Below are 25,770 nucleotides of genomic sequence, written 5' to 3' on the forward strand. Positions count from 1 at the left end.
GACCATCGGCTACCGTTCATTCCAGCGCTTTTCGCAGTTGCGGTCTGCGCCTTGCGTGCCAGAGAGTGTGCACCCGCATGATCACACCCGAGCAAGTCCGAGAGAAGCTTTCCACCGTCAAATACCCCGGTTTCAGCCGCGACATCATTTCGTTTGGCTTGCTGAAAGACGTGAAGATCACTGGCGTCGACGTCGTCGTGCAGATGACTCTGGCGACGAATGACCCGAAAATCCCGCAGACCATCAAGGAAGGCTCCGAGGCCGCGCTGGCGCAGATTCCCGATGTGGGGCGGGTGACTGTGCGCATCGATATCCAGGCGCCGCCGCAAGCGCCGCAGGCCGGGAGCGCCCCGATGTCTGCCGGCGCGATCGAAGGCATCAAGCGGGTCATCGCCGTGGCCAGCGGCAAGGGTGGGGTGGGCAAATCCACTGTGGCGGCGAACCTCGCCGTGGCCCTGAGCCAGACCGGCGCGTCGGTCGGCCTGTGCGATTGCGATCTCTATGGGCCGAGCATCGGCCTCATGTTTGGCAGCAATGAGCGCCCCATGGCCACCGAGGACAATCGCATCCTGCCCATCGAACGCTACGGTTTGCGCCTCATGTCGATGGGCTTCCTTCTCGACGACGCTTCCCCGGCGATCCTCCGCGGACCGATGGTCACCAAATACACCCAGCAGTTCCTCCGTCAGGTCGAATGGGGCGAACTCGACTACCTCATCCTCGATCTGCCGCCAGGCACGGGCGACATCCAGCTCACCATCGTCCAAACCGTCGCCTTGGCCGGCGCTGTGATCGTCACCACCCCGCAAGAAGTCGCGCTAATCGATGCGCGCAAAGCGGCGACGATGTTCCAGAAGGTGAACGTTCCCGTCCTCGGGCTCATCGAAAACATGAGCTATTTCGTGTCGCCTAGTGACGGCAAGCGCTACGACATTTTCGGACAAGGCGGTGGCGAACGCGAGGCGGCCCGCCTCAAGGTTCCACTGTTGGGACAGATCCCGATCGACATCCCGACACGCGAAGCCGGCGATCGCGGGCAACCCGTGACCGCCGCCGATCCGGCCAACCCCGTGTCGCAGGCCTTTAAGAAGATTGTCGAACATTTGACCCAATCTTCGTCGGTATAAGCGTAAGTTGTCAGTGGGCGTCGATTACGTATTTCCCTCGGGCAAAACGATTGACGAACGCTGAAAATTCCAGAAATTATGCTCATAGCAATGAGCTCTCCTATAGATGAACCGGCCGAACTCGTACGCGAGTCCTTGCTCTACAAGGAATTCCTTGCCGAGCGTGAAGAGATTTTGCGCCACAAGTGGATCGAGAGCGAAAAAGCCGGCCACGACATCGGATTCGAAAAAGCTCTCCTCGACTGGATCGTGAAACACCGGTCCTCCTGGCGGGCTCAACGACACCCCGGACAGGTGAACTAGTCCGCCCCGGTCCCTTTAAAGCGATCCTGCGAGGTCGCCAAGGAACATGAACCCCGACCCTACCCCGCCTACTCCCGGCGCCGCGCTCATCCTCGACGCTGCGGCCATCGAGCGCTGCCTCAAGCGCATCGCGCACGAAATCATCGAGCGCAATCCCGACCTGACGAAGGTCGCCCTCATCGGTATCCCGTCTCGCGGCGTCGAGATCGCCAAACGGCTCGCGACTTATCTCAAGGAGTTCAGCGGCACCGAGCCCTTTGCCGGTGTTGTCGACGTTGCCATGCATCGCGACGACCTCCATCGCCATCGTCTCCCACCGCGCGTGGAGCGCACCATCCTGCCGCTCGAGTTGGATGACATGACCATCGTCCTGACCGACGACGTTCTTTTCTCCGGCCGGACCTGTCGCGCGGCCATGGATTCCATCTCCAGCTTCGGCCGCCCCGCGCGCATCCAGTATGCCGTGCTCGTCGACCGTGGCCATCGTGAACTGCCCATTCGTGCCGATTACGTGGGCAAAAATCTTCCGACCTCGCTTGGCGAGCGAGTCCACGTGCGTTTCGAAACCACCGACGGCATGCCTGACGCCGTCTGGATGAGCCCATCCTGATCCTGTCATGAGCGCCGCCACCCCCGTGCAGCAAAAATCCGTCACCGCCAGCAAGGACGCTCCGGCCTGGACCCACAAAGACCTCGTCGGCCTTGAGGACCTCACGGCCGCCGAGATCACCCACGTGCTCGATACCGCTTCGGCCTTCAAGGACGTCGGCACGCGCGAAATCAAAAAGGTGCCGGCCCTGCGGGGCCAGACGATGGTCAACTTCTTCGTCGAAGCCAGCACCCGCACCCGAGTGAGCTTCGAGCTGGCCGCCCATCGGCTGAGCGCGGACGTCATCAACATGACCGCCTCGACGTCGAGCCTCACCAAGGGCGAGACGCTCAAGGACACCGCGCTCAATCTGCAAGCATTGCACGCCGATATTATCGTCCTGCGTCACAGCAGCGCGGGTGCTTCGAAATTCCTCGCCGAACGGCTCGACGCCAGCGTGATCAATGCCGGTGACGGCGCCCACGAGCATCCCACCCAGGCGTTGCTCGATACCTTCACCATCCGCGAAAAGCTCGGCCGCATCGAAGGCATCCATGTGGCGATCATCGGCGACATCCTTTTCAGCCGCGTCGCCCGCTCGAATATCCATGCCCTGCTCAAGCTCGGCGCCCGCGTGACCCTCGTCGGCCCGAGCACGCTCGTTCCACACGAGTTCGAGCAAATGGGCGTGAAGGTCACCCACGATCTCGACAGCGTGTTGCCGGACGCCGACGTGGTGAACCTGCTGCGCATCCAGCATGAGCGCCAGCGCAAGGAATACTTCCCCAGCCTCGGCGAATACACCTCCCTCTTTGGCCTCACCAAACAGCGCGCCGAACGGCTCAAACCCGAAGCGCTCATCATGCACCCCGGCCCGATCAATCGCGGTGTCGAGATCGACAGCGAGCTCGCCGATTGTAGCCGCAGCGTGATCCTCGACCAGGTGACCAACGGCCTCGCCGTGCGCATGGCGGTACTCTACCTCTGCGCGGGTACGAATCCGAAGAGGGGATGAAATCCGCGCGGCCGGCAAAAAAATGGGATCGGAATCGCAGTCCGGTCGGCTGGTATGTGGCTACCTACATTGAGCGCTTCGAATTTGAGGGGGAGGACAAAAAGAATCCGCGCCGCCGTTGTCGCGCTTGGGAGAGCATGATTTTGGTCAAAGCCTCCACGCCGGAGCGGGCCTATCGTCGGGCTTTGCGGCATGTGGCGGGCTCGGAGGACCCTTCATGGACCAATGGGCGCGGTGAGCGCGGGCGATTGATTTTTGAGGGACTGACGGAATTGGTGCCGGTTTACGACCCGCTCGAAGACGGGTCCGAGATTTGTTGGACAGATCATCAGAACTTCTCCGTGCAAAGGATAAAAGGCATGATCAAAAAGAAGGAAGAGCTATCCGTGTTTCGCCCATGACCACTCTCATTACCAACGGCCACATAATCGATCCCGCAAACGGCATTGATCGTGTTGGCGATGTTTACATCACCGACGGCAAGATCGCGAAGATCGACCTTGAAGGTTCCGCGCGTCATGTGGAGAAGGACGAGACGATCATCGATGCGACGGGGCTCGTCGTGACCCCGGGTCTCATCGATCTGCACGTCCATTTCCGCGAGCCGGGGCAATCGGCCAAAGAAACCATCGCGACCGGCGCCAAGGCGGCTGCTGCGGGTGGCTTCACCAGCGTCGTCTGCATGCCGAATACGGCGCCCTCGGTCGATAGCCCGAGTGTCGTTACGTGGATTTTGGAAAAGGCAAAAGCCGAGGCTTGCGTGAATGTCTTTCCCACCGGCGCGATCACCAAAGGAATCGCCGGCGAAGAACTCGCGCCCATCGGCTCCATGCGCAAGGCCGGTATCGTCGCCCTCACCGACGATGGCCATTGCATCCAGAACCCCGAGATCATGCGCCGCGCCCTCGAATACGCCCGCATGTTCAATCTCACCGTCATGGATCATTGCCAGGACTACGCACTGGTCGGCAAAGGCGTGATGCACGAGGGCTACTGGAGCACGGTGCTCGGCCTGCCCGGCTGGCCGGCGCTCGGTGAAGAAATCATCGTCTCGCGCAATGCCCAGCTCGCCGAACTCACCGGCACGGCCATTCACTGCCAGCACCTGAGCAGCGGCGGCAGCGTGCGCATTCTGCGCGAAGCGCGGAGTCGCGGGGTGCCGATCAGCGGTGAAATCTGCCCGCACCACATCGCGCTGACCGACGAGTCGATCCGCACCTACGACACGAATTTCAAGATGAATCCGCCGCTGCGCACCCAGCGCGACATCGACCTGCTCATCGAGGGCGTGGCCGACGGCACCATCACCGTGCTGGCCAGCGATCACGCCCCGCACTGCAGCTACGAGAAGGAAGTGGAATTCGACCAGGCGCCCTTCGGTATTCTCGGCCTCGAGACGGAAGTCGGCCTTTTCCTCGACATCCTCATGCACAAGAAAAAGGCCATCAGCCTCGCGCGTTTTGTCGCCATGTTCACCATCGAGCCCGCACGCCTGCTCGGCCTTGACCGTGGCACGCTCAGCGTCGGCGCCCCGGCCGACATCACGCTGCTCGATCCCGACCGCGAATGGACCGTGGACAAAGAGCAAAGCTTCTCCCGCAGCCGAAATACTCCGTTCCAAGGCTGGCAGCTCAAAGGCCGCGCCGTGCGCACGATCGTCGGCGGAGAGACGGTCTGGTCGTCGTAGCTTCCGGGCCGGTTCTTCAAGATGGCGCTTCAGATGCGAAGACCATTTACCCTTGAGTGCGATGCTCACAAGGTCACTGTTTGCAGCCCGAAAGCGGGCGCGGCATCGATCATGTGGCGGTCGTTGGTGTGAACAGCAGCAAAGCCATTCTCTGCTGCGCAAGCCAAATGGAGCCCATCCGCCGCGCGAAGGTAGGTTGTTGCGGCAAGGCAGCGAAAGCGGAGCGAGAAGGAGCGGAGCAACACATCGTCCAGCGGATGCCATTGCCAAAGCCCGCCCAAGCAATCGGTTTCAAACTGATCGCACAGCAAGCGAAAGCCTGCCTCGTCTACCACATTCTCACGAAGCTTCCGATGGAAGACCGCGATAACTTCCGCTTTTCCGAGAAGCAAACAATTGACGCCAGCACTGTCTTGGGCGGCGGCTGTTACCTTCGCGCTGTCCGGTTCGGCGAGATAGAACTTCGCGATATAGCAGGCGTCAAAATAGATCATCTCCCCTCGCGCATCTCGGAGATGGCCTGAGTGCTTTCGGTCCCGGCGGAAAGTTCGCGTTGCAATTGGGCAAATCCCGGAAGCAGCCTGCGGGTGAGGAACGGATTCCGTGCGGGGAGGATAGGAACTCTCACTATCTTTGCAACTGGTTGTCCGTTGTCCGTGAGCAGGATCGGATCCTGTTCTGTGGCTTTGCGCACCCAGAGAGCGGTTTGCTCGTGGAGCTCATCAATCGTGATCGCTGTCATGACCCGAAGATGGCCCGCGTGTGTTTGGCCTGAGCCAAGGCCTCGCCCAGTCGCCGCTCCAGCGACGTCAACTTGCGAATGTCGATCAATCTTGCCCCGGATGCCCGCACCTTGCCCTCCTTCATCAAACGGGCAAGCGCGACCTTCGCATCGGATACTGAAAGCTGCTTCGCGGAGGTGGCAGTTTGGCGGCGCATAGCGTTGGGTGACATTGGCACCCATTGGCTCTCGAGGCAAGTTCGGGAAACATCGCTGGTGTGGTAGTTAACGTCCGCTCGAACCCAAATCCACCAGCGATACATCCGAAAACCAAGCGGTCCCGGTGAGGATCCCACCCCACTGGCCGAGGCGCGGGCCTGCTTGAATTTCCGTGCGCTTTCCGGAATCGAAGATCATCTCCAGGCGGATCCAGTCTTCCGCGCGCTTCACGACCTTCGTCGCTTCCCATCCGCCCGCAATCCAGAGCGTCGCTCCGGCGTTGCCGCGTCCTTGCTTCACGGAAATATCGTGCGTCTTCACCCAGCACGAAAGCCGGTAGCGACGGGAGGGCGTGACTCGGACGACCTGGGTGACAAAAGTATTGTCCGCCGTTCCATTGGAAATCCGTAAGCTGGGTTGATCGCCGTGTCTCTCCTCAGTGTCCACATTCGCCCGGCCTTTCTTTCCCCACGACTGCACGTTCCATCCATCGAGGCCGTTATCAAAATCGCCGTTCTTGAAGAGGTTGTCCGAATCGCTCTCGTGCGAACGATGCAGCGCGATCGATTCATAGGTCAGCGATCGCAACGCCTGACCGCCGGGCTGGCTGAAACCGCTGAGTGGCAGGATAACCGCCAGGCAAACTCCGAACGTGACCGCGAGGGAAGAACTGGGGGACCTCATACCGCGAACGTGTTAGGAACCCGCCATCCAAACAAGCCAAAACGGACCACTCCCCGCGACTCGGCGCTTGCCGCCGTGCGCCGGGCTGGCTAGGCATCTGGCCATGCAGAAAGTCTCCCTCGGCGACAGCAAACTTCAATCGAGCCGCCTGGCCTACGGCTGTTGGCGCGTGGCCCGCACGGGCGACATTCAGCAGGATCTCAAGACGACGCGCGAAGCGGTGACGGCGGCGCTCGACTCGGGCTACACGCTGTTCGACCACGCGGATATTTATTGCCACGGCCGCGCGGAGAGCGCTTTCGGCGAAGTGCTGCGCGAGAATCCGAAGCTGCGCAAGAAGATGATCATCGCCACGAAGTGCGGCATTCGGTTTTGTGATGAACCTCCGGGCGCACCGGCGCGCTATGACTTCACCGCCGAGCACATCATTCGCTCGTGCGAGCAATCGCTGCAGCGGCTCCACGTCGAATACATCGATCTCTATCAACTCCACCGGCCCGATTATCTCATGGACGTGGATGAAGTCGCTGTGGCCTTCGCCAGCCTCCACAAGTCGGGCAAGGTGCGCGAATTCGGCGTCAGCAATTTCCGCCCGTCGCAGCTCAGCATGTTGCAGCGCGCGGTGCAGCAGAAGGTGGAGAAGAACATCATTACCAACCAGGTGGAGATCAGCCTCGCGCAATTGGCGGCCTTCGAAGACGGCACGCTCGACCAATGCCAGGCGATGAATATCACGCCCCTCGCCTGGAGCCCGCTGGCGGGTGGTCTTTTGAGCGATGGCGCGACGGAAATCCTGCCGGGACAGAAGAGCTACAAGCCCGCGCCGATCGTCGAGGCGATCGATGCCCTGGCCAAGGAGCGGAACACCAGCCGCACGACCATTGCCATTGCGTGGCTGCTCAAGCATCCGACGAAAATCATTCCCATCATCGGCAGCACGAGTCCGGAACGCATTCGCGCCGCCGCGGCGGCCGCGGAGATCGAACTGACTCGCGAGGAGTGGTATCGGCTGCTCATCGCCGCCCGGGGCGAACCTCTCCCGTAGTGGCCAGGGTTCTCATCGCCGGCTGCGGTTTTGTCGGACTTGCCACGGCGCGGCTCTTTGCCGAGCGCGGATGGGAGGTCATCGGTTGCACGCATTCCGAAGAGTCCGCGGCGAAGCTCGCGGCGGAGCCATTCCGCGTGGTCTCCTGCAACATCAGCGATCGCGCCGCGGTGGAAGCGCGGACGGCACTTGGGCCGTTCGATGCCCTCGTGCATTGCGCCAGTTCGGGACGCGGCGGCGCCGAGGAATACGGCGGGTTATTTGGAAGGCTCGCGAAATCTCTCCGCAGTGTTTGCGCCGGCGCCCTTGCTTTTCACCAGCAGCACCTCGGTCTATGCGCAGACCGACGGCGAGTGGGTGACGGAGGAAAGCCCCGCCGAACCCGCGCGTGAGACGGGCCGGCTCCTGCGCGAGACCGAGGAATTGGTCGTCGCGCAAAACGGCATCGTCGTGCGCCTCGCTGGCATCTACGGACCGGGCCGTTCCGTGCTGCTGCGCAAATTTTTCGACGGCACCGCGATAATCGAAGGCGACGGCGCGAAGTGGATCAACCAGGCGCATCGTGATGACATCGCCTCGGCGATCGTCCATCTGATCGAGACGCGCGCGCGGGGCGTCTTCAATGTGAACGACGATCAGCCCCTCGCGCAGCGAGACCTTTACGCCTGGCTCGCCGAGCGCTTTGCCCAGCCCCTTCCGCCCAGCGGCCCGATCGACCTGAATCGCAAGCGCGGCTGGACGAACAAGCGGGTGAGCAATGCGAAGCTCCGCGCCCTCGGTTGGACACCACGCTTTCCGTCATTCTTCGACGCGGTTGCCAGCGATCCGGCACTTGTCCAAAATGCGCGGGTATGAGTTCCTTCCGCTCAGCGATCCTTCCCCTCGTCGCCGCCGTCCTGGTTCTCACCATGCCCGCGCGGGCCGTAGAGAAGTGGTTCTATCAACCCACCAATTTGCTCGTCGACAAGAACGTCGACCAGATCGAGGTGCTGTGGAAACGGGCGGCGGCTGCCGGTTACACGCACGTGCTGCTGGCCGATTCGAAATTCACCCGTCTCAGCGAGATGAACGCGCGCTATTTTCACAACGTCGAGCGGGTGAAAGCGATCGCCGCCAAACTGAACATCGAAATCGTCCCGGCGCTTTTCCCTATCGGCTACTCGAACGATTTGCTCGGCCGCGATCCGAATCTGGTCGAAGGCCCGCCGGTGAAGGACGTGCCGCTGGTCGTGCGGGGCGGGGTGGCGCATGTCGATGATCCCGATGCACCGACGTTGCCGGGCGGCGATTTCCGCGATCTCAAGAAATGGACGTGGAAGGACAGCTTCATCGTCGCGGACAACGGCGCCGCACGGGTGAGCGACGCGGCGGGAAAAAACGCGCGCATCGTCCAGCACCTCGCGGTCAAGCCGTGGCGGCAGTACCATGTCTCGGTGCGGATCAAGACGCAGGATTTTCAAGGCACGCCGATGATCAAGGCACTGCCGGCGAAGGAAGATGGCCGCTCGCTCCAGTGGACCAATCTGGATGTAAAGCCGACGCAGGATTGGACGGTGCATGACGTGGTCTTCAACTCGCTCGGCTACGACGACGTAAACCTCTATTTCGGCATGTGGCCGGCGGGCAAGGGGTCGCTCTGGTGGAGCGATGCCAGGATCGAGGAAGTGGCTTTTCTCAACATGACGCGCCGTCCCGGCACACCGCTGGTGGTGAAAACGGCGGACGGCAAAGTCCTGACCGAAGGAAAAGATTTCGAGTCGCTGAGCGATCCGAAAATGGGCCGCACGCCCTATGCCGGCGAATACGATTCCTGGCACGAGCCGCCGATGTTGCGCACGAAACTGCCCGACGGCACCAAGCTCCTCGCGAGCTACTATCACGCGGTGACGATCTACGAGCATCAAGCGGCGATGTGTCTTTCCGAACCGAAGACGTACGAGTTGCTGCGGGATCAGGCCAAGCGCGTCGTGGCTGCGTGGGACGCGAAGGGCTACATGCTGTCGCATGATGAACTGCGGGTGGTGAATTGGTGCGAGGCCTGCCAGTCGCGCCATCTCACCCCGGGCCAAATGCTGGCCGACAACGTGAGCCGCTGCGTGGCCATCATGCACGAGGTCGCGCCCGGCGCGCGGCTTTACACCTGGAACGACATGTTCGATCCGAATCACAACGCCGTGCCCGGCCCTTACTATCTGGTGAATGGCCCTTTCACCGGCTCATGGGAAGGTCTGCCCAAGGATGTGACGATCATGAATTGGAACTCAGACAAGAAGGAGAAGAGCCTCCAGTTCTTCGCCGAGCGGGGGAACCCGCAGATCATCGCGGGGTACTACGATAGTAAGCCGGAGAGAATCCGCGACTGGCTGACCGCGGCGAAAGCGGTGCCGGGCGGCGTGCAAGGCGTGATGTACACGACCTGGCGCAACGACTACAGCCAGCTCGAAAAATTCAGCGCGCTGGTCGATGAGGCGGCGAAGTAGTTGATGGTTGAGAGTTGATAGTTGATAGACCGCCCCGATGCCCTTTTTGTGCCCGCTCCGCGGGGAAGCTTGTGAAATTTGCCGCGGAGCGGCCTCTCCTGCGGAAACGTGGAGGGCTATCAACTATCAACTTTCAACCCTCAACTATCCACTTTCCCCTTATTTCGCCCGCGGGTGAAACCGGTGATGCACCGCCTTTAACCGCTGCTGATCCACGTGGGTGTAAATCTGCGTCGTGGAAATATCCGCATGGCCGAGCATCTCCTGGATGATGCGCAAATCCGCGCCGTTGCTCAGCAAATGCGTGGCGAAGCTATGGCGCAACAAGTGCGGATAGACATTGATATCCAGCCCGGCATTTTTCGCGCACGCCTTCACGATCTGCCAGATACGCACGGTGGTGAGCTTCGTGCCGCGTGACGAAAGGAAGACCTCGCTGCCCGTCTTTTTGCCGACCATCTCCGGCCGCTCCTTTTCCAGATAAGCACGAATCGCATCGCAGGCCTTCTGCCCCACCGGCACGAGGCGCATCTTGTTGCCCTTGCCGGTCACGCGAATGATCCGCGCGTCGAGATCGAGGTTTTCGAGCCGCGCATTCACCAGCTCCGAGACCCGCAGCCCGCTGGCGTAGAGCAATTCGAGCAGCGCCCGATCACGCAAACCGCGCGGCGCATCGATGGAAATGCCTTCGAGCAAGCGGTCGACCTGCAACTCATTCATGGTCTCCGGCAGATAACGCTCGGTCCGCGGCAACGGCAGCACCTCCGCGACATCGCGCTCGATGCGCTTCCGCGCGTGCAGCCAGCGGAAGAAAATCTTCAGTGCCACGACGATTAATTTGATCGAAGCCGCCGAAAGCCCGAGCCGCTTTTTGTGCGCGAGGTAATCGGTGATCTGTTGATGGGTGACCTCTCCGGGTGCGACTTCCGGCAAAGTCTCCTCCTCCTCGCCGAGCGGGTCCTTGGACTCAGCCTCCTTTCCGGCGTTCCGCTTTTCCAGCCAGCGAGCGAATCCTTCCAGCGAAAGACGCGTGGAAAGCTGGTAATTCTCGGAAAGCCCGCGTTCCGTCGCGAGGTAGAGAATGAAATCTTCGATGGCAACTCGCACGGAGAGGAGACCTTGGGCGAAGGCCCGGTTTTCCGCAAGATCGCAAGGAATCGGAGTTTACATCGCCAACTGGCTCGGAAGTGGCTACTTCCTGCGCCGATCTACGTATGATCCCTATGAACTTCCGCGCCCCCATCCGTATTTCGGTGGCGCTTCTGGCCACGGTTTCGCTGACTCTGGGTTATTATTGGCTGGGACCGTCAGGAACGCAGGTCCAACCGTCTGCCGCCGTGCCTCTGGCTGTGGCGACGCCGGCGGGGACCGCAAGTTCCCCCGGCGGCACGCCGGTGCCTCCATCGGCGGCAACTTCCGCTCCGCCCCTTCGAAGCCTGCCATCATCGATGGCTCCGAAGCGCCCTGGCCAGAAGGGCAGTCTCGCATCGGCCTCGGCGGCGCCCAATGCCAAACCGGCGCGGGAATGGATTGGGAGCGCTTGGGGAACCGAGAAGCGGAAGCCCTACGCTGCTTTCAGCAAGTGGACGGCGCTCTATCTGGCCGCCTCGGCTGCGGATCGCGCCGGGTTGGTTGCCGAAGGCGTATCGCTCGCCCAGTCGCGCCGCCAGGCGTTGGCGACGGAAATCAAGACCAACCCTCAGCAAGCGCTCGCGGATGCCGTGCCGATGACGGTGCGGTCGCAATTGCCCCAGGAAATCGCGGACCAACTGGAGTCTCATGTCTCCGGGCAGGGGAATCTGGCGCTCGAAGGGACCATGGCGCCGCCCGGTGGGACCACGGATTCGCCGACCTTTCGCAGCGCGGTTGTCAATGGAACGGAATATCGCGCCTATACGTATGGCCGCCGCGAAGATCAGGCGACCAAAGTGGACATTTCGGTGATCGGCGTCGCGGTGGATCACGATCTCGCTGTATCGGAGAGTCCCTTGCGCGTGCTCGAGCCCGGTGAAACTCCGTTGCCGGATACGCCGGTCAGCGCCGTCTGTCCCATCTCGGGCCTGACCAGCGCCGCTCCGGCGAACACGCCGCTCAATGTCCAGGCGCCCACCGCGGTGGAAGTCGCGGGAAAAGTCCCAGGTGCTCTGTCACGTCGAGCACGTCTCGGCATATGAGAACCGCCTGATCAATGCCGAGAATGCCGCGGGGCCCTATTCCGGCGCGTTGTCGGAACAATTGACGCAGGCCCGATGGCAGCCCCGGAACTTCCGGCGTCGTTGGCCGGCCGCCAGTCTCATGGAGCACCGGCACCAAGAAAATCCTCATCATTCGGGTCGACTTCTCCGACCTGCAGGGCACGCCCGTCTATCCCTTCTCGCCCCACAATCCCATCGACGCGAACTACGTTAACGGCGTCTTCAACAATGCCAGCCAGGTCGCGGATTTCTATGCCCAGGGATCCTATGGTCTCACAGCGATCTCCATCGGCACATCGGATGTGACGGGCGTATTGCGGATGCCGCAGACCGCGGCCTATTACGCGGTCGGCGACGGCACCAACGCCTACAACAGTACCCTGCACACGGACGCGGAGGCCCTGGCCAGCGGCGCCGGTTTCAATCTCGCGAACTACGACCGCATCGGCGTCGTCTTCTCGAACCTCGGCAACCTCACCGGCTCCCACATCACCTACGGCGGTCTGGGCGACGTGCAGGGCAATCGTTTTTGGATCAACGGTTTCTTCGATTTTCGCGACTGCGCCCACGAGATCGGCCACACCTACGGCTTGCAACATTGCAATCTCTGGCAGGTGAACGACGGCAATCCCGTTTCGCCTAATGGCACGAGCATCGAATACGGCGATCCCTTCGGGGTGATGAGCAGCGGTAATACGGACATCAATTACCAGTTCGACATGTGGCAGAAGAGCCTCCTGCATTGGATTCCGGACACGGGCGTTACCACGATCAGCGCCGCGGGTACCTATCGCGTCTATCGTTTCGATCACCCGAGTGTGAATACCGCCAATCCGCTGGCGCTCAAGATCGTGCGCAACTCGACGCAGGATTATTGGATCGGCCTGCGCCAGCTCTTCACCAGCAACAGCTCGCTCATGAACGGCGCCTACATTCTGTGGGGCTACAATACCGTCGTGCAGGGAAACCTCCTCGACATGACCACTCCGGGGACGAATGCGCAGGATGCCGCGCTGGCGGTGGGCGCCAGCTTTCATGACACCGTCGGCGGCGTGACCATCCATCCGCTGGCCAAAGGCGGCACCACGCCCAACGAATACCTCGATGTGCAGGTGTCCTTCGATCCACACATCCAGTGGCAGGCCACCACTTACAATGTGGACGAGCAATCCGGTTCGGTGACGCTCACCCTGAACCGCAGCGCGTCGAGCACCGGGGCAGTCAGCGTGAATTACGCCACCTCGGATGGAACAGCGACGGCGCCCGCTTTTTATGCCAGCCAGAGCGGGTCGGTTTCCTGGGCGGATGGCGATAATTCTCCGAAGACGATCACCATTCCCATCGTGAAGACCGCCTCGTTTACCGGGGTGAAGAGTTTTAATGTGACGCTGACCAACGTGACCGGAGGCGTCGTCGTCAACAGCGCCGCAGCCACGGTGAACATCGGCAGCGGGGGGGCAGCGGATCCCGGCTTCTACGCGGATTTCGTCAACTCGAACGCTCTGCAAACGATCGTCCAACCCGACGGGAAAATCCTCCTCGCGGGCTGGATGACCCTCATGCAGGATGCCGCCTTCACCGTCTATACGCGGAACGGTTTCGGCCGTCTCAATGCCGACGGGTCGGTCGATACGGCCTTCGGCAACGGGAGTGGGGTGAATGCCACGCCAGTTTACGCCATGGCACTTCAAGCGGACGGCAAAGTGCTCATCGGGGGCAGTTTCACCTCCGTGCATGGAGTGACTCGCAATGGCCTGGCGCGGTTGAATACCGATGGCAGCCTCGACACGACATTCGATCCCGGCGCCGGCGGCTCCAGCGTGCGCGCCATTGCCGTCCAGGCGGATGGAAAGATCGTCGTCGGCGGTACCTTCACCACTTTCGGAGGGGTGGCCAGCGAGTATCTCGCTCGCCTGAATAGCGACGGCACGGTCGATACCAATTTCGTGGGGCCCAATTTTGGCGGCACCAGTGGCTGGCGCGTCCAGGCGCTCGCCATCCAGCCGGATAACAAGATCATCGTCGGTGGGGTGTTTTATTTTTCCGGCGGACCGTTTTCCGGTTCGAAGTTCCGCGGCAGTCTGGTGCGGGTGACGGGCACGGGCGCGGTGGATACGACTTTCGACGTAGGTGACGGCGCACATACCCTGGGAAACACGGGTGCATTGCAGGCCATCCGGGCGATCGCCATCCAGCGCGACGGATCGATGGTGGTGGGCGGCGACTTCACGGCCTTCAACAGCGTGGCGCACAATTATCTCGCCCGCGTGACTTCCACCGGCGCTCTCGACGCCACATTCACCCCCAATGCCGATGCGTCGGTGGGCGCGGTGCTGGTGCAGGCTGACGGCAAGATCCTGATCGGCGGCCAGTTTGCCAACGTGAACAGCACGGCGATGGCGGACTCCGCGCGCCTGCTGGCGACAGGCGTCCTCGACTCCAATTTCACCAACGTCAGCACCTTGGGGGGAGTCAATGAGTTCGGCATGCAGGCGGACGGCAAGATCGTGCTCTGCGCGGATGGGTCGAATGGGACGACCGCGGCACGGGTGTTTTCCGGCCTCCCAGGACTGCCCGGTACGGTGCAGTTCAGCGCCGCATCTTACCTGGGCGCCGAAGGGACGGCGTTGGCCATCACGGCCACGCGGACCGGTGGCAGTTACGGAGCGGTTTCGCTGAATTACGCCACCATTGCCGGCACCGCCGCGGCGACACGCTATACGCCGGTCTCGGGGAACCTCTCCTGGGCGGATGGCGATTCCGCCACCAAGACCATTACGCTGCCGTTGCTGAATGACGGCATCGCGCAAGGAGACCAGACGCTGTCGCTCAATCTGGGAGTTCCGATCGGAGGTCTGCCCAATAGCGCACCCTGGATCACATTGGTCACGATCACCGCGCCCTATAACGTCTGGAAAAACAGCAAGTTCACCAGCGCGGATCTGAACGACTCTTCCATCAGCGGCCTCACCGCCGACCCGAATCACAACGGCTACTCCAATTTGTTCGAGTACGCCTTCGGCTTCGATCCCAAGGGCTTGAATGCGAGCGGCTATCCAATCAGCAGTATCCAGACAGTGGGCGGGAGCAAATATTTGACTCTCACTTATCGCCGTGTACCGGGTGCGACGGATGTCATCTACACCCCGCAGTCTGGAGCGGTGCCTGGCACGTGGGATGGGGTGCCGGTCCTCGTCGGTTCACCCGTCTCCAATGGGGACGGCAGTGAAACGGTGACCTATCGTGACAGCGTGCCGGTGAATCAAGCCGGCGTGACGAAACGGTTCATGCACCTGCAGGTCACGCTCAGCCAGTAGGGGACGGAGCAGGCCTACGCCTCCGGCTTCTTCGCAAACGCGCTGAGAATATCGATCGGGATCGGCAGGAACGTCGTCGTATTGTGTTCGTTGGAAATCTCCCGCATCGTTTGCAGGTAGCGTAATTGCAGGGCGATGGGTTGCTCGGCGATCATCGCCGCGGCTTGCACGAGCTTTTCCGCCGCCTGGAATTCGCCTTCGGAATTGATGATCTTGGCCCGGCGTTCGCGCTCGCTTTCCGCCTGCTTGGCCATGGCGCGTTTCATACCTTCGGGCAGGACCACGTCCTTGATTTCCACGGCGGTGACCTTGATGCCCCACGGATCGGTCTGGCGGTCGATGATCTCCTGCAACTTCTGGTTCAACTGATCGCGCTGGGCGAGCAGGGCATCCAGCTCGGCCTGGCCGATGACGCTGCGCAGAGTGGTTTGGGCGATGAGCGACGTCGCTTTCCAATAGCTCTCCACCTTGATCACTGCCGCCGCGGGTTCGACGACGCGGAAGTAAACCACCGCATCGACCGACACGGGCACGTTGTCGTGTGTCATCATTTCCTGGCGCGAGACGTCGATGGTCACGACGCGCAGATCCATTTTCACCATGCGATCGACGACGGGGATGAGAAAGATGAGGCCCGGCCCCTTCGTGCCGAGGAGCTTGCCGAGCCGGAAGATCACGCCGCGTTCATACTCGCGCAAAATGCGCGCGACCTGCGGGAGGACAATCGCGGCAACGATGAAGATCGGGATCAGCCAGGCGACGAGTTGGGCGAGGGGTTCGAGGAGGTTCATAGGTGTGGGTTGGGTTCGATGGAAAGGAGGTGAGGGACAAAATGCGGAGAACCGCGAATGGACGCTAATGAACGCGAATAGGAGCGGAGGGAATTGCGGGCTGGTTTTTATTCGCGTCCATTCGTGTTCATGCGCGGTTTTATCTTTCTCAGACGGAGGGCGGCTTCACCCTCAAGGTGAGCCCTTGTACGGCGGCGACCTCAACGAGCGCTCCGGCGTCGATAGGTTGATCGCTCACCGCGTTCCAATATTCGCCTTCGATGAAAACCTTGCCGCTGCCTTCGTCGATGCGGGTCAGGGCAGGGACGGTCTGGCCGATCATCGTCTCCGTGCCGACCTGGATCGGCAGCCGTTGCGCGCGCAGCCCTTGGCCGACGACGAAGATGAAGAAGAGTGCAGTGACAATTGTCGCAGGCAGGATGTAGCCGAGCGAAAGGCGGAAGTAAGGTCCGGCGTGGTCGAAGAGCAGGAGCGAGCCGAGCAGGAAGGCCACGATGCCGCCGCCGGTGAGGACACCGTGCGTAGGCGCGTAGACATCGATGAGAAAGAGGACCACGGCGAGGCCGATGAAGGCGACGCCCGCGGCATTCACCGGCAGGATCGCCGACATATAAAGCGCGAGAATGAGGGCGACAGCGCCGAGTACACCGGGCAGGATCACACCGGGATTGCTGACCTCGCCGATCAAGCCATAGATCGCGATGAGCATGAGGAGGAACATGACCTCCGGCCGCCAGAGCCGTTGAAAGATGCGCTCCGACGGGGTCATGCCGATTTCGACGACGGTTGCGCCGCTGGTCTGCAATTTGTGCCCGTTGATTTCACGGCCGTTGAGTTGGGTGAGCAGGTCGTTCATGTCCTTCGCCACGATCTCGACGACTTTCTTTTCCAGCGCCTGGTCGGCGGTGATTGAGGCGCTTTCCTTCACCGATGAACGCGCCCACTCGACGTTGCGCTTCCGTCGCGCGGCGATGGATTCGATGTAACTCATCGAGTAACTCTCGAGCTTGGTCTTCATCGTTTCGTCCGGCTGCGAGGTGCTGCCGAGTTCGACCGGGTGCGCGGCGCCGATGGTGGTCGTGGGCGCCATCGCGGCGACATCCGCGGCGAGGGTGATGAAGCAACCGGCGCTCGCCGCCGTCGCGCCCGAGGGCGAGACATAGACTACGGTGGGGACCGGCGAGGCGAGCAGGTCCTGCACGATGGATTTCGTCGAATCGAGCAGGCCGCCCGGCGTGTCGAGTTGAATGACAAGACACTGCGCGCCTTGCTTGCCGGATTCTCGCGTCGCGCGTCCGATGTAATTCGCCGTGGCCGGGCCGATCGGCCCGTCGACCTTGATCGTGGTTATCTTTTCCGCGCCGAAAAGAACGGTGGGGAAGAGCAGCACCGCAGCCAATCGCGCCAGGGCTTTCATGCCCGTAGCCTAATGCCGGAAGGCAGTCGTTTCAATCCCGGCGGGGGCAGGATGTCTTAATCGTAATCCTTAATCTTTAATCCTCCCCCGTGCAGATGGAGATGTGTGATTAAGGATTGAGATTAAGGATTAAGGATTAAGAGCCGACGAGTTGGCTTACACGCCGGCCAGGGCGCGGCCGGTGAGCCGCGAATACGCCTCGAGATATTTCTCGCTCGTCTTGTGCACGACATCCGCGGGCAGCGCTGGCGCCGGCGGAGTCTTGTCCCAGGTGAGCGTTTCGAGATAGTCGCGAACGAATTGCTTGTCGAAACTCGGCGGGCTGATGCCCAGCGCATACTGGTCCGCAGGCCAAAAGCGCGAGCTGTCCGGCGTGAGGCATTCGTCGATGAGAATGACGCGGTCATCGAGCAGGCCGAATTCAAATTTGGTGTCGGCGACGATGATCCCGCGCTCCGCGGCATACGCCCGGCCTTCCTCATAAATGCGGATGCTCAACGTGCGCACCTGTTCCGCCACGTCATCCCCGACCAACCGGCGGCATTCGTCCCAATTGATATTCATGTCGTGCCCGCTCTCGGCTTTGGTCGACGGCGTGAAAATCGTCCCGGGCAACTTCTCCGCCTGGCGCAAACCCGCCGGGAGCTTGATCCCGCAGATCGTCTGTGACGCCTGGTATTCCTTCCACCCCGAGCCGGCCAGATAGCCGCGCACCACGCATTCCACGGGGAGCGGTTTCGCCTTTTTCACGACCATCGCGCGGCGCGCGAGTTGGGCGGCATACGGCTGAAGCGCTGCCGGGAAATCGGCCACTTCGGTGGCGACCACGTGGTTTTCCACAAAGCCGAATCGCTGAAACCAAAAGGCCGAGATGGAGGTCAGCACCGCGCCTTTGTGTGGAATGGGGTTTGGGAGAATGCAGTCAAAAGCGCTGATCCGGTCCGTGGCCACGAGCAGGAGGTGTTCGCCGAGATCGAAGATCTCGCGCACTTTGCCGCTGGCGATTTTGCGGATGCCGGGAAGGTCGAGGGTGAGGATTTCCATCCGCGGCAGCATGGGGGGACAGGCCGAAACAGCCAACTCTCAAAAGCTGGGAAAGCCGCCAGATATTTTAGCGTAGAGGGCGCAGCGCGGCAAAGCCGCAACCAAAAGGGGAGCCACGAACATTCGAAAAGACAGGGAAGGGAAAGTGACCCGCGAATCACCCGAATGACGCGAATGATCTGCCCTCATTCGTGTTATTTGCGTGATTCGCGGGCCAAAAATTCTACGCGTCGTGCGGACATTTTCATGGTTAGCACTGCAGAGGACGCGGAAACGCAGAGGGCCGCAGAGGGAACCACGGATTACGGGTTGCACGGATTAAAGAAATCGAACCGGCACTGCCTTCAATTCCGAGGAGGAATGGAACCGCCGGAACTCTCGCGCGAAGCCATCCGGCGCGCCGTTCCGGGGCGCGCTCTCCTGATCGCTGAGAGTAACACGCTTCTTCATCTTTTCCTCCTCTGCGGCCCTCTGCGTTCTCCGCGTCCTCTGCGTTTAAAACGCCTTTCCGAGGCGGAGCTTTACGCCGTCGCCTGCAAGAATTCCTCCAGCGCCGCCGCGAGCGCCTCCATCGGGAGGCCGATGACGTTGGTGAACGAGCCCTCGATGCTGTCGATGAGCTCGCCACGGTCTTCCTGCGCGGCGTAGGAGCCGGCTTTATCCAGCGGGCCGATGCGGGCAAGGTAGGCGCGCAATTGGGCGTCGGTCAGCTTGCGGAAATGGACGCGGGTGACTTCGATGAAACCGCGCTCCCGGCCGGATTCTTCGTGGCGTAGCCAGACGCCGGAGTAGACGTCGTGGCTCTTCCCGTTGAGCCGTTTCACCATGGCAAAGGCGGCGTCCATATTGGCGGGCTTGCCGAGCACCTCGCCTTCGAAGGCGACCACGGTATCCACGCCGAGGACGAGGGCGTGCGGTTCCTGGCGGGCGATGGCGTGGGCCTTGGCGCGGGCATTGAAAAGCGTGATCTCGCCCGGTGAAAGGTGCGGCGCCATGATTTCAGTGACCTCCGCCGGTGTGACGCGGAAGTTGTAGCCGTGCTTGAGCAGCAAATGTCTGCGGCGCGGCGAAGCGGAAGCTAGGGTCAGCGGCAACGACATAGAGCGCGGCGGTGAGAGCCGCGCCAGCTACTTCGGCTGAAAATTGAGCTCAGGCGAGGAAATTTCTTTGTATCCTGCCGGGATATCGAACGACTTCGGGTCGACGTTTTCCTCCTTCGCCGAGATGATCGTGGTGGTCACCTTTTTTCCGTTGAGGACGATCTCCGTCTTCATCGGCATCCCCGGCATATCCTTGATTTCCGGCATGAGCCCCTTGCCCATGGCGGAGATGGTGCCCGCCTGGAATTGATCGAGCTGCGTGAGCACACTCTGGTAGTTGGGAAAATCCTTCGCGATCCAATAGGTGGCCGTGAGCGCGCCCGCGCCGGCGGTGAAGATTTCGCAGTCGTAGGCGTCGATCTTTTCCTTCTTCCCGGAATCCTGCAGCTTCGCCGGCTCCGTGCCGGCGCGGAATTTTTGCAGCTCCTCCATCATCTTCTTCGTCTGCTCGGCGGTCACTTTGAGATAGGTCCGGCCGCTGTGCATGAGCGTGATCATCTCCCCGGTGGCGCCATTCGTGATCGTGCTCGCGGACGGGCTGAGGTCCGCGCGGGCTTTGTTGCCCTTGATCTTGATCGTCTGCGTGCTGTTTTGTCCGCCGCCTTCCACCTTCTGCACGACCACCAGGTCCGCATGCAGGCAGACGGTGACGGCGAGGGACGCGGCGACCCCGAGGAAAAACGTTTTCACGAGGGAAAATACTACACGCCTTCGCCGGCGCCACTGGCTCCGCCAATCTGCTCGCGATATTGCGCGGGACTCTTCAACTCCTCGATTTCTTCACCGGCCTCGACCTTGATCTTGAAGATCCAGCCTTCGCCGTAGGGGTCGGTATTGATCAGCGCGGGATTCTTCGAGAGCGCGTCATTGGCGGCGAGGACGGTGCCGGAAATGGGCGAGTAGATATCGCTCGCGGCCTTCACGGATTCCACCACCGCGATCTGCTGGCCGGCGGTGACTTGCGCTCCGACCTTGGGCAGCTCGACATACACCACGTCGGTCAACTCCGCCTGGGCGTGATCGGTGATGCCGACCGTGCCTTCGGCGCCGTCGAGGCGGATCCATTCGTGAGTGGCAGCATATTGGAGATTTTCAGGAACGTTCATGGTGCGAGGTATGTGGGGAAAAATCAGTTGCTGGCCGTGCCGGCGCGATGCAGCGGTTTCTTTTCGATAGTCGCCGGGAACCGTCGTCCGCGGATTTCAATTTCGATCTGTTCGTTGATCCGCGCGAACTCGGTCGGGATGTAAGCCATGCCGATGCCCACCTTGAGGGTGGGGGAGAGCGTGCCGCTGGTCGTCTCGGCGATCTTCTTGTCACCCTTGTAGACCGCGTAGTGCGAGCGGGGCGGCGGGCACGTTTCCGTCATCTTGAAGGGTACGAGGCGGCGCTTCACGCCTTCCTGCCGCTGTTTCGTGAGCGCGTCCTTGCCGATGAAGTTCGGCTTCTGCAGGTCGACGAAAATGGAAAGCCCGGCTTCGATCGGCGTCGTGTCCGGCAGGAGATCGGAGCCGTTGAGCGGATAGCACATCTCCAGGCGCAACGTATCGCGCGCGCCCAGGCCGCAGGGCTTGATGTCAAATTCCGCGCCCTTGCGCAGGATGTCGTTCCACGATTTCACCGCGCGGTTCGCCACGCAGAAAACCTCGAAGCCATCCTCGCCGGTGTAACCGGTGCGGGCGATGAAGTAAGTCTCGTCGTCGATCACGGCACGGAGGATTTCATTGCGGGCCGGCCGCGAGTATTTGCCCTGGAAAAAGGCATCGAAAAGCTGGGCGGAACGCGGCCCTTGCACGGCGAGGCCGGCGAAGTCGGCGCTCCGATTCTGAAAGTCAACGCCCGGCGCGAGATGCGATTTCATCCAGGCGAAATCCTCGTCGATCTTCCCCGCATTGACCACGAGCAGGTAATTCTCCTCGCCGATGCGGTAGACGATGAGGTCATCGATGACCCCGCCGCCGTCGTTGAGCAGGAAGGTGTACTGGCATTCGCCCACCGCAAGCCGCTCCACGTTGTTGGTCAGCAGGCCATTCAGCCAGGCGAGCGCGCCGGGGCCTTCGGCGAAAAATTGCCCCATGTGGGAAATATCGAATATGCCAAGATTGCTGCGCACGGCATTGTGCTCGTCGATGATCCCGGAGTATTGCACCGGCATCGACCAACCACCGAAATCCACCATTTTGGCGCCAAGGCGCACGTGTTCATCGTGGAGTGGGGTCTGTTTTAGGGCTTGAGCTGCGGACACGCCCGGCAGCGTAAGTGGTGGCGTGAACGTGTCAACCTGCTAGGGGCAGAAAGGATTCGCCGGTTGCAATTATGACAGGGGAATTCAAAGTCTGCGCAACCCGACTCATGAATTGGATCACTCGCGCCGAACGCCGCTTTGGACATCTCGCCATTCCCAACCTGATCCGGGTGATTACGGGGTTCAGCGCGCTGGTCTTCATCCTGTATAAGCTGGTCAACCCGCACCTCATCGAGGTCCTCGCGCTCGATCCCCAGGCGGTGATGCGCGGGCAGGTCTGGCGGCTCGTGACCTACATTTTCATCCCCTCCATCGGCAGCCCGATCATCGACTGGATCTGGGCGGCATTCTACATCGGGTACATGTGGTGGATCGGCGATGGCTTGGAGAACGCCATGGGCAGTTTTCGGGTCAATGTCTTCTATCTCCTCGGGATGATCGGTGTAACCATCGCGGCTTTCTACACCAGGTCCGGTTTTGCCGCCGCCATGCTCAATAGTTCGCTCTTGTTCGCGTTTGCGCGTTTCTACCCGGAGGAGATGATTTATTTGATGGGGCTCGTCCCGGTGAAGGTGAAATGGCTGGCGTGGATCTCCGGCATTTTCCTCGTGCTCGGCTTTCTGGCGAATGGGTGGAGCTATCGCATTTCCCTCCTCGTGGCTTTCGCGAATTATTTCATTTTTTTCGGCCGCGAGATTTTCCAGGACGCAGTCCATCGACGCGAGGTCCATGGGCGGCGCATGCGCTTCGAGGCGGCGCGTCGCCCCGACGAGGAGGCGATGCATCGTTGTGCGACCTGTGGCCGTACGGAAATCCAGGCGCCGGATCTCGAATTTCGCGTCGCACGGGATGGTCAGGAATACTGTGTGGAGCATCTGCCAAAAGCGCCCACACCGCCGGCGCCGCCAGCGGCGCAATAGCGGTTCGATCGGGTTCTTCGACTACGTGCCCGCCGCCTTCGCCCTCGGGCACTCCGCTCAGAATGACCGCGGGAGGGACGCGTCCCGCCTCTACCGCGAATCCGGATGCTCGCGGGCGCCTTCGGCTTCCACGATTGGCCAGGTCGCGCGATCGGGGCTGGCGTACGGACCCATCTTCTCCACCGGGATCGGCTTGAAACCGAGAGCCCACGCGGGCGAATCGGTCGCGAGCCGGTAGTCGTCCTTGTCCGCGTCGAGGAATTTCGGATCGGCGATGACGCTGTGCTGATCGCCGAGCGCCTGCCAGCTTTGCCATTCGTTCAGTGATTCGGTTTCCTCGAGCGCGACATCGGCCGCGTAGAGCGAACCTTTCTCCGCCGGCCAGTCGAAGCGAATGCGGAAATTCTTCATCGCCTCGTGGTAACCCTTCTCGCCTTTCGCGGGGATGCTGAAGGCGAATTCGAATTCCTGCCAATCCTTCGTGACCTTCGCCTCCGCCGGCGCACTGGCCCAGAAATGTCCCGGCTGCCCATTCTTCGGCGGCAGGTAAAACTGCACCATCAGCGAAGCCTTGGCGCTGTCCACGTCGGTATGCATCCGCGCCTTCAGGCGATAGGCCGCACCGGGCTTCAATTCGATCTCGTGGCTGATGACGATCGGATAATTGTCCCGCTTCTTTTCGTGGTTGAAGGCGGCGTCGATGCGCAGGATGCCTTCATCGTTTTGCTCGATCATGCCGGCGGTGCCGCCGGGCGTGTGGATCTGCCACTGCCATTCTTCCGGCAGGGCATTGACGCCGCCGGATTTGAAATGCGGATTCGGAGCGAGATTGCCGCCGATGACTTTGCCGGCCTTGCGCTGGCCAGTTTTGATCGGCAGGCCGTAGTGCCAGTAGAGATTGTCGTCGAAGTGATTCCGCTCCGGGTTGAAGTTCACCACGTTCAGCGCCTTCGCCTCGGGATTTTTCCACGCGATGATGTTGCGCGTGAAGACGTCGCCGGACATCACGCGGCCTTCGCTGTCGGGGATCTTTTCCGGCGGGACGTCCATGCCGCGCATGTCCTTCCACGCGGGCAGATGCGCGACCGACTCATAGCCTTTGATCATCTGCGGCAACGTCGTTTCCCAGAAGTGTTGCTTCACCGTCCAGCCGTTGAATTCCCACTGCCGCAGGCCGCCTTCGACGAAGATATTGTTCTCCACGCGGCAATCGCGCGCGCTGTGCCCGTGGAGGCAGGAGCGGCCGCAGCGAGCGACGATGTTGCCGATGACGTCCACGCCGCCGGAATTGTCGTCGAGATAAATGCCCCACGCGAAATAGGGCGAGGTCCACTTGCCGTTCCAACCGAAGCCGAGCACGTCGTGGATGAAATTGTAGCGGATGACCGTGCCTCGCGGGCTGATCCAATCGCGTCCGCCGCAGTAGGTCGCCCCCACGTCTTCGGTCTCCAGCGCGATGTGGCGCAGGTGATTGTATTCGAGGATGTGATTGTTGCCGGTGAACTGGATGGCGAAACGCGGCGTGTCGTGAATGAGGCAGTGCGAGACCCGCTGGCCGACGCCTTGGAGAGCGACACCCACGCCTTGTTTGTAATAGACGCCGACGTGATGGATGTAGCAGTTATCGACGAAGTTATTCGCCGAGGTGAGCGTGGGCCGATCGCCGCCGCTCAGGCTCACGCCGCTGCTGCCGGTCCGTGAAATGTCACAGCCGACGATGCCGTTGTCCGCGCCATCGTGGATGACGAGGCCGGTGCCGCTGAAGTCGCCGACGTTGCGCACCGTGCAGGCCACGATGCGGCAGTGGTTGCACTTCGAGAGCACCACCGCGCTGCCGTCCGCGCACTCCAGGGTCAGCCCGCGCAGGGTGAAGTAATTCGCGCTCTCGACCTTGATGATATCGCGCACGGTCGGCGCGTAAGCCGGCGCGCTCTCGAGCGGGGCGGGCGGCTTGAAGTAGAGATGCCAGGATTCCTTGTCGAGATACCACTCGCCGGGCGCATCGAGGTCTTCGAGCGCGCCTTGGAAATAGTAGCGGTCATTCGCGCGCATCGCGTAGCTGCCGTCCTTCGCGGTGGTGATGGTGTGCTTCTCCGCGTCCACGCTCTTCACGCGCAGAATGTCGTTCCACCAATTGTAGCGCGGGAAGACGAAGACTTCGACGTCCTGTGGGCGCTTCCACTCGCGCCAGTCCTGTGGCTTCACGAGCAACGTGTGCCGGTCCTCACCTTCCTTGTCGGCATACATCGGCCACATCTCGCCATCCGCGTAAGCCCAGCCGCCGCTGTAGGGATGCTGCGGGTCGTAGTTCGGGTAGCGGGCGAGGATCTGGCGCTGCCCGCCAAAGAGGAATTGCTTGAACGGTTTCCCCGTGAAGCCCTGCGCGGCGACGTCGGTCTGGTAGATGCCGTCCTTCCACTCGGTCCAGTTATGGATTTGCACTCCGCCGATGAGGACCGGCTTTTCGTTTTCGTAAGCGCGCCAGACGACCGGCGCCTCGGCGGTGCCGGTGTCCCGGGCGTCGAAGGCCAGGCCTTGCGCGAGCTCGTGCACGCCTTCGCGGATTTGCACGGTCTTGGGTGAAGTGTCCCCGCCGGTGATGGCCGTGCGCACCGCAGTCTGCGCTTGCTTGAGCGTTTGGAAAGGGCCGTCGGTTTTCTCGGGATTGGGCGTCGCGAGTTTGCCGGACCATTGGTCGTTGCCGTCCTTGGCGACATACCAGTCGGTGGCGTGAGCCGCCGTCGCGAGAGCGGCGATAAGGAAGAGAGTGAGATACGGTTTCATTTCAAAACGGATGATGGGCGGAGATCGAAGATGGGAGTTCGAAGATCGGAAAAGCGTTCTGCCGATCTCCTAACTTCGATCTTCGAT

25 protein-coding genes and 1 pseudogene are annotated in these 25,770 nt (G+C 61.4%); 13 read left to right on the top strand and 13 right to left on the bottom strand.

Annotation, left to right across the window (positions count from 1 at the left end):
* The first annotated feature begins 77 nt into the window (after positions 1-77).
* The 6 genes from CFE428DRAFT_RS12600 (at position 78) to CFE428DRAFT_RS12625 (ending at position 4,721) form a co-directional block, all read left to right on the top strand.
* Positions 78-1,127: an Mrp/NBP35 family ATP-binding protein gene (locus CFE428DRAFT_RS12600; RefSeq protein ID WP_006979929.1), complete on the top strand. Its 1,050-nt coding sequence runs from the start codon at positions 78-80 to the stop codon at positions 1,125-1,127.
* A gap of 90 nt (positions 1,128-1,217) precedes the next feature.
* On the top strand, positions 1,218-1,430 hold the full coding sequence (locus CFE428DRAFT_RS35625; RefSeq protein ID WP_193352242.1) for a hypothetical protein: 213 nt from the start codon (positions 1,218-1,220) through the stop codon (positions 1,428-1,430).
* A gap of 46 nt (positions 1,431-1,476) precedes the next feature.
* Positions 1,477-2,040, top strand: coding sequence for a bifunctional pyr operon transcriptional regulator/uracil phosphoribosyltransferase PyrR (gene pyrR, locus CFE428DRAFT_RS12610; RefSeq protein WP_006979931.1), 564 nt, complete (start codon positions 1,477-1,479; stop codon positions 2,038-2,040).
* A gap of 7 nt (positions 2,041-2,047) precedes the next feature.
* Entirely contained in the window at positions 2,048-3,034 is a 987-nt protein-coding gene (locus tag CFE428DRAFT_RS12615; RefSeq protein ID WP_006979932.1) for an aspartate carbamoyltransferase catalytic subunit, read from the top strand.
* Positions 3,031-3,435, top strand: coding sequence for a DUF4288 domain-containing protein (locus CFE428DRAFT_RS12620; protein WP_006979933.1), 405 nt, complete (start codon positions 3,031-3,033; stop codon positions 3,433-3,435). Before CFE428DRAFT_RS12615 ends, CFE428DRAFT_RS12620 begins: the two co-directional genes overlap by 4 nt.
* Positions 3,432-4,721: a dihydroorotase gene (locus tag CFE428DRAFT_RS12625; RefSeq protein ID WP_006979934.1), complete on the top strand. Its 1,290-nt coding sequence runs from the start codon at positions 3,432-3,434 to the stop codon at positions 4,719-4,721. Before CFE428DRAFT_RS12620 ends, CFE428DRAFT_RS12625 begins: the two co-directional genes overlap by 4 nt.
* A gap of 65 nt (positions 4,722-4,786) precedes the next feature.
* Here the strand turns inward: CFE428DRAFT_RS12625 and CFE428DRAFT_RS12630 are convergent, their stop codons facing one another.
* The 4 genes from CFE428DRAFT_RS12630 to CFE428DRAFT_RS12645 all read right to left on the bottom strand — a co-directional run bounded on the left by CFE428DRAFT_RS12630 (position 4,787) and on the right by CFE428DRAFT_RS12645 (position 6,345).
* A complete protein-coding gene (locus tag CFE428DRAFT_RS12630) occupies positions 4,787-5,215 on the bottom strand; it encodes a type II toxin-antitoxin system VapC family toxin (protein ID WP_006979935.1) in 429 nt (142 codons plus the stop codon).
* The gene (locus tag CFE428DRAFT_RS12635; RefSeq protein ID WP_006979936.1) at positions 5,212-5,463 is read right to left on the bottom strand and encodes a type II toxin-antitoxin system Phd/YefM family antitoxin; all 252 of its coding nucleotides are present in this window, start codon (positions 5,461-5,463) and stop codon (positions 5,212-5,214) included. The genes CFE428DRAFT_RS12630 and CFE428DRAFT_RS12635 overlap by 4 nt, the downstream gene beginning before the upstream one ends.
* The gene (locus CFE428DRAFT_RS12640) at positions 5,460-5,660 is read right to left on the bottom strand and encodes a hypothetical protein (RefSeq protein WP_131989214.1); all 201 of its coding nucleotides are present in this window, start codon (positions 5,658-5,660) and stop codon (positions 5,460-5,462) included. The genes CFE428DRAFT_RS12635 and CFE428DRAFT_RS12640 overlap by 4 nt, the downstream gene beginning before the upstream one ends.
* 67 nt (positions 5,661-5,727) lie before the next feature.
* Positions 5,728-6,345 (bottom strand): carbohydrate binding domain-containing protein, encoded by a 618-nt coding sequence (locus CFE428DRAFT_RS12645; RefSeq protein WP_006979938.1) that lies wholly within the window; start codon positions 6,343-6,345, stop codon positions 5,728-5,730.
* A 103-nt stretch (positions 6,346-6,448) separates the two neighbouring features.
* On the opposite strand from CFE428DRAFT_RS12645, the gene CFE428DRAFT_RS12650 reads away from it, so the two are divergent.
* The 4 genes and pseudogenes from CFE428DRAFT_RS12650 to CFE428DRAFT_RS12660 all read left to right on the top strand — a co-directional run bounded on the left by CFE428DRAFT_RS12650 (position 6,449) and on the right by CFE428DRAFT_RS12660 (position 9,870).
* The gene (locus CFE428DRAFT_RS12650; protein ID WP_006979939.1) at positions 6,449-7,390 is read left to right on the top strand and encodes an aldo/keto reductase; all 942 of its coding nucleotides are present in this window, start codon (positions 6,449-6,451) and stop codon (positions 7,388-7,390) included.
* Positions 7,390-7,614 (top strand): annotated as a pseudogene (locus CFE428DRAFT_RS41045) (NAD-dependent epimerase/dehydratase family protein); the annotation flags it as partial. The gene CFE428DRAFT_RS12650 and the pseudogene CFE428DRAFT_RS41045, both read left to right, overlap by 1 nt.
* 37 nt (positions 7,615-7,651) lie before the next feature.
* On the top strand, positions 7,652-8,245 hold the full coding sequence (locus CFE428DRAFT_RS12655; protein ID WP_237705481.1) for a Rossmann-fold NAD(P)-binding domain-containing protein: 594 nt from the start codon (positions 7,652-7,654) through the stop codon (positions 8,243-8,245).
* Positions 8,242-9,870, top strand: coding sequence for a hypothetical protein (locus CFE428DRAFT_RS12660; RefSeq protein WP_006979941.1), 1,629 nt, complete (start codon positions 8,242-8,244; stop codon positions 9,868-9,870). Before CFE428DRAFT_RS12655 ends, CFE428DRAFT_RS12660 begins: the two co-directional genes overlap by 4 nt.
* A 159-nt stretch (positions 9,871-10,029) precedes the next feature.
* Here CFE428DRAFT_RS12660 and xerA read toward each other — a convergent pair whose 3' ends face one another.
* The gene (gene xerA, locus CFE428DRAFT_RS12665) at positions 10,030-10,977 is read right to left on the bottom strand and encodes a site-specific tyrosine recombinase/integron integrase (protein WP_006979942.1); all 948 of its coding nucleotides are present in this window, start codon (positions 10,975-10,977) and stop codon (positions 10,030-10,032) included.
* Positions 10,978-11,093: 116 nt separating this feature from the next.
* Here xerA and CFE428DRAFT_RS12670 point away from each other — a divergent pair, with 116 nt between their 5' ends.
* Entirely contained in the window at positions 11,094-12,044 is a 951-nt protein-coding gene (locus CFE428DRAFT_RS12670; RefSeq protein WP_006979943.1) for a P-loop NTPase family protein, read from the top strand.
* A gap of 341 nt (positions 12,045-12,385) precedes the next feature.
* Positions 12,386-15,382 (top strand): Calx-beta domain-containing protein, encoded by a 2,997-nt coding sequence (locus CFE428DRAFT_RS12675; RefSeq protein ID WP_006979944.1) that lies wholly within the window; start codon positions 12,386-12,388, stop codon positions 15,380-15,382.
* 14 nt (positions 15,383-15,396) lie between these two features.
* Here CFE428DRAFT_RS12675 and CFE428DRAFT_RS12680 read toward each other — a convergent pair whose 3' ends face one another.
* From CFE428DRAFT_RS12680 to gcvT, 7 genes are all read right to left on the bottom strand, one after another.
* Positions 15,397-16,173: a slipin family protein gene (locus tag CFE428DRAFT_RS12680; RefSeq protein WP_006979945.1), complete on the bottom strand. Its 777-nt coding sequence runs from the start codon at positions 16,171-16,173 to the stop codon at positions 15,397-15,399.
* A gap of 148 nt (positions 16,174-16,321) precedes the next feature.
* Entirely contained in the window at positions 16,322-17,590 is a 1,269-nt protein-coding gene (locus tag CFE428DRAFT_RS12685) for an NfeD family protein (RefSeq protein ID WP_006979946.1), read from the bottom strand.
* Positions 17,591-17,746: 156 nt separating this feature from the next.
* A complete protein-coding gene (locus CFE428DRAFT_RS12690) occupies positions 17,747-18,634 on the bottom strand; it encodes a phosphoribosylaminoimidazolesuccinocarboxamide synthase (protein ID WP_237705482.1) in 888 nt (295 codons plus the stop codon).
* 521 nt (positions 18,635-19,155) lie between these two features.
* The gene (locus tag CFE428DRAFT_RS12695; protein WP_006979948.1) at positions 19,156-19,734 is read right to left on the bottom strand and encodes a Maf family protein; all 579 of its coding nucleotides are present in this window, start codon (positions 19,732-19,734) and stop codon (positions 19,156-19,158) included.
* A 27-nt stretch (positions 19,735-19,761) separates the two neighbouring features.
* Positions 19,762-20,424, bottom strand: coding sequence for a DUF4412 domain-containing protein (locus CFE428DRAFT_RS12700; RefSeq protein WP_006979949.1), 663 nt, complete (start codon positions 20,422-20,424; stop codon positions 19,762-19,764).
* Between the two features lie 11 nt (positions 20,425-20,435).
* Entirely contained in the window at positions 20,436-20,840 is a 405-nt protein-coding gene (gene gcvH / locus CFE428DRAFT_RS12705; protein ID WP_006979950.1) for a glycine cleavage system protein GcvH, read from the bottom strand.
* Between the two features lie 23 nt (positions 20,841-20,863).
* The gene (gene gcvT, locus CFE428DRAFT_RS12710) at positions 20,864-21,979 is read right to left on the bottom strand and encodes a glycine cleavage system aminomethyltransferase GcvT (RefSeq protein WP_049975625.1); all 1,116 of its coding nucleotides are present in this window, start codon (positions 21,977-21,979) and stop codon (positions 20,864-20,866) included.
* A 107-nt stretch (positions 21,980-22,086) separates the two neighbouring features.
* Between gcvT and CFE428DRAFT_RS12715 the strand changes: the two genes are divergently transcribed.
* Positions 22,087-22,899 carry a rhomboid family intramembrane serine protease gene (locus CFE428DRAFT_RS12715; RefSeq protein ID WP_042724877.1) on the top strand — a complete coding sequence of 271 codons (813 nt, stop codon included), beginning with the start codon at positions 22,087-22,089 and terminating at the stop codon, positions 22,897-22,899.
* 90 nt (positions 22,900-22,989) lie between these two features.
* Here the strand turns inward: CFE428DRAFT_RS12715 and CFE428DRAFT_RS12725 are convergent, their stop codons facing one another.
* Complete coding sequence (locus CFE428DRAFT_RS12725; protein WP_006979953.1) at positions 22,990-25,683, bottom strand: right-handed parallel beta-helix repeat-containing protein; 2,694 nt, start codon at positions 25,681-25,683, stop codon at positions 22,990-22,992.
* Positions 25,684-25,770: the final 87 nt, after the last annotated feature.

Origin of the sequence: Chthoniobacter flavus Ellin428 (assembly GCF_000173075.1) — a bacterium.
In the GTDB taxonomy this organism is placed as follows: Bacteria; Verrucomicrobiota; Verrucomicrobiia; order Chthoniobacterales; family Chthoniobacteraceae; genus Chthoniobacter; species Chthoniobacter flavus.

Excerpts from the sequence above, each read along its gene's own strand:
- CFE428DRAFT_RS12725 (WP_006979953.1), bottom strand. The coding sequence starts at position 25,683 with ATGAAACCGTATCTCACTCTCTTCCTTATCGCCGCTCTCGCGACGGCG.
- CFE428DRAFT_RS12600 (WP_006979929.1), top strand. The coding sequence starts at position 78 with ATGATCACACCCGAGCAAGTCCGAGAGAAGCTTTCCACCGTCAAATAC.
- CFE428DRAFT_RS12650 (WP_006979939.1), top strand. The coding sequence starts at position 6,449 with ATGCAGAAAGTCTCCCTCGGCGACAGCAAACTTCAATCGAGCCGCCTG.
- CFE428DRAFT_RS12625 (WP_006979934.1), top strand. The coding sequence starts at position 3,432 with ATGACCACTCTCATTACCAACGGCCACATAATCGATCCCGCAAACGGC.
- CFE428DRAFT_RS12695 (WP_006979948.1), bottom strand. The coding sequence starts at position 19,734 with ATGTCGTTGCCGCTGACCCTAGCTTCCGCTTCGCCGCGCCGCAGACAT.
- gcvH (WP_006979950.1), bottom strand. The coding sequence starts at position 20,840 with ATGAACGTTCCTGAAAATCTCCAATATGCTGCCACTCACGAATGGATC.
- CFE428DRAFT_RS12685 (WP_006979946.1), bottom strand. The coding sequence starts at position 17,590 with ATGAAAGCCCTGGCGCGATTGGCTGCGGTGCTGCTCTTCCCCACCGTT.
- CFE428DRAFT_RS12640 (WP_131989214.1), bottom strand. The coding sequence starts at position 5,660 with ATGCGCCGCCAAACTGCCACCTCCGCGAAGCAGCTTTCAGTATCCGAT.
- CFE428DRAFT_RS12680 (WP_006979945.1), bottom strand. The coding sequence starts at position 16,173 with ATGAACCTCCTCGAACCCCTCGCCCAACTCGTCGCCTGGCTGATCCCG.
- CFE428DRAFT_RS12630 (WP_006979935.1), bottom strand. The coding sequence starts at position 5,215 with ATGATCTATTTTGACGCCTGCTATATCGCGAAGTTCTATCTCGCCGAA.
- CFE428DRAFT_RS12670 (WP_006979943.1), top strand. The coding sequence starts at position 11,094 with ATGAACTTCCGCGCCCCCATCCGTATTTCGGTGGCGCTTCTGGCCACG.
- CFE428DRAFT_RS35625 (WP_193352242.1), top strand. The coding sequence starts at position 1,218 with ATGAGCTCTCCTATAGATGAACCGGCCGAACTCGTACGCGAGTCCTTG.
- CFE428DRAFT_RS12660 (WP_006979941.1), top strand. The coding sequence starts at position 8,242 with ATGAGTTCCTTCCGCTCAGCGATCCTTCCCCTCGTCGCCGCCGTCCTG.
- CFE428DRAFT_RS12615 (WP_006979932.1), top strand. The coding sequence starts at position 2,048 with ATGAGCGCCGCCACCCCCGTGCAGCAAAAATCCGTCACCGCCAGCAAG.
- pyrR (WP_006979931.1), top strand. The coding sequence starts at position 1,477 with ATGAACCCCGACCCTACCCCGCCTACTCCCGGCGCCGCGCTCATCCTC.
- CFE428DRAFT_RS12690 (WP_237705482.1), bottom strand. The coding sequence starts at position 18,634 with ATGGAAATCCTCACCCTCGACCTTCCCGGCATCCGCAAAATCGCCAGC.
- CFE428DRAFT_RS12620 (WP_006979933.1), top strand. The coding sequence starts at position 3,031 with ATGAAATCCGCGCGGCCGGCAAAAAAATGGGATCGGAATCGCAGTCCG.
- CFE428DRAFT_RS12715 (WP_042724877.1), top strand. The coding sequence starts at position 22,087 with ATGAATTGGATCACTCGCGCCGAACGCCGCTTTGGACATCTCGCCATT.
- CFE428DRAFT_RS12675 (WP_006979944.1), top strand. The coding sequence starts at position 12,386 with ATGCCGCAGACCGCGGCCTATTACGCGGTCGGCGACGGCACCAACGCC.
- CFE428DRAFT_RS12635 (WP_006979936.1), bottom strand. The coding sequence starts at position 5,463 with ATGACAGCGATCACGATTGATGAGCTCCACGAGCAAACCGCTCTCTGG.
- CFE428DRAFT_RS12645 (WP_006979938.1), bottom strand. The coding sequence starts at position 6,345 with ATGAGGTCCCCCAGTTCTTCCCTCGCGGTCACGTTCGGAGTTTGCCTG.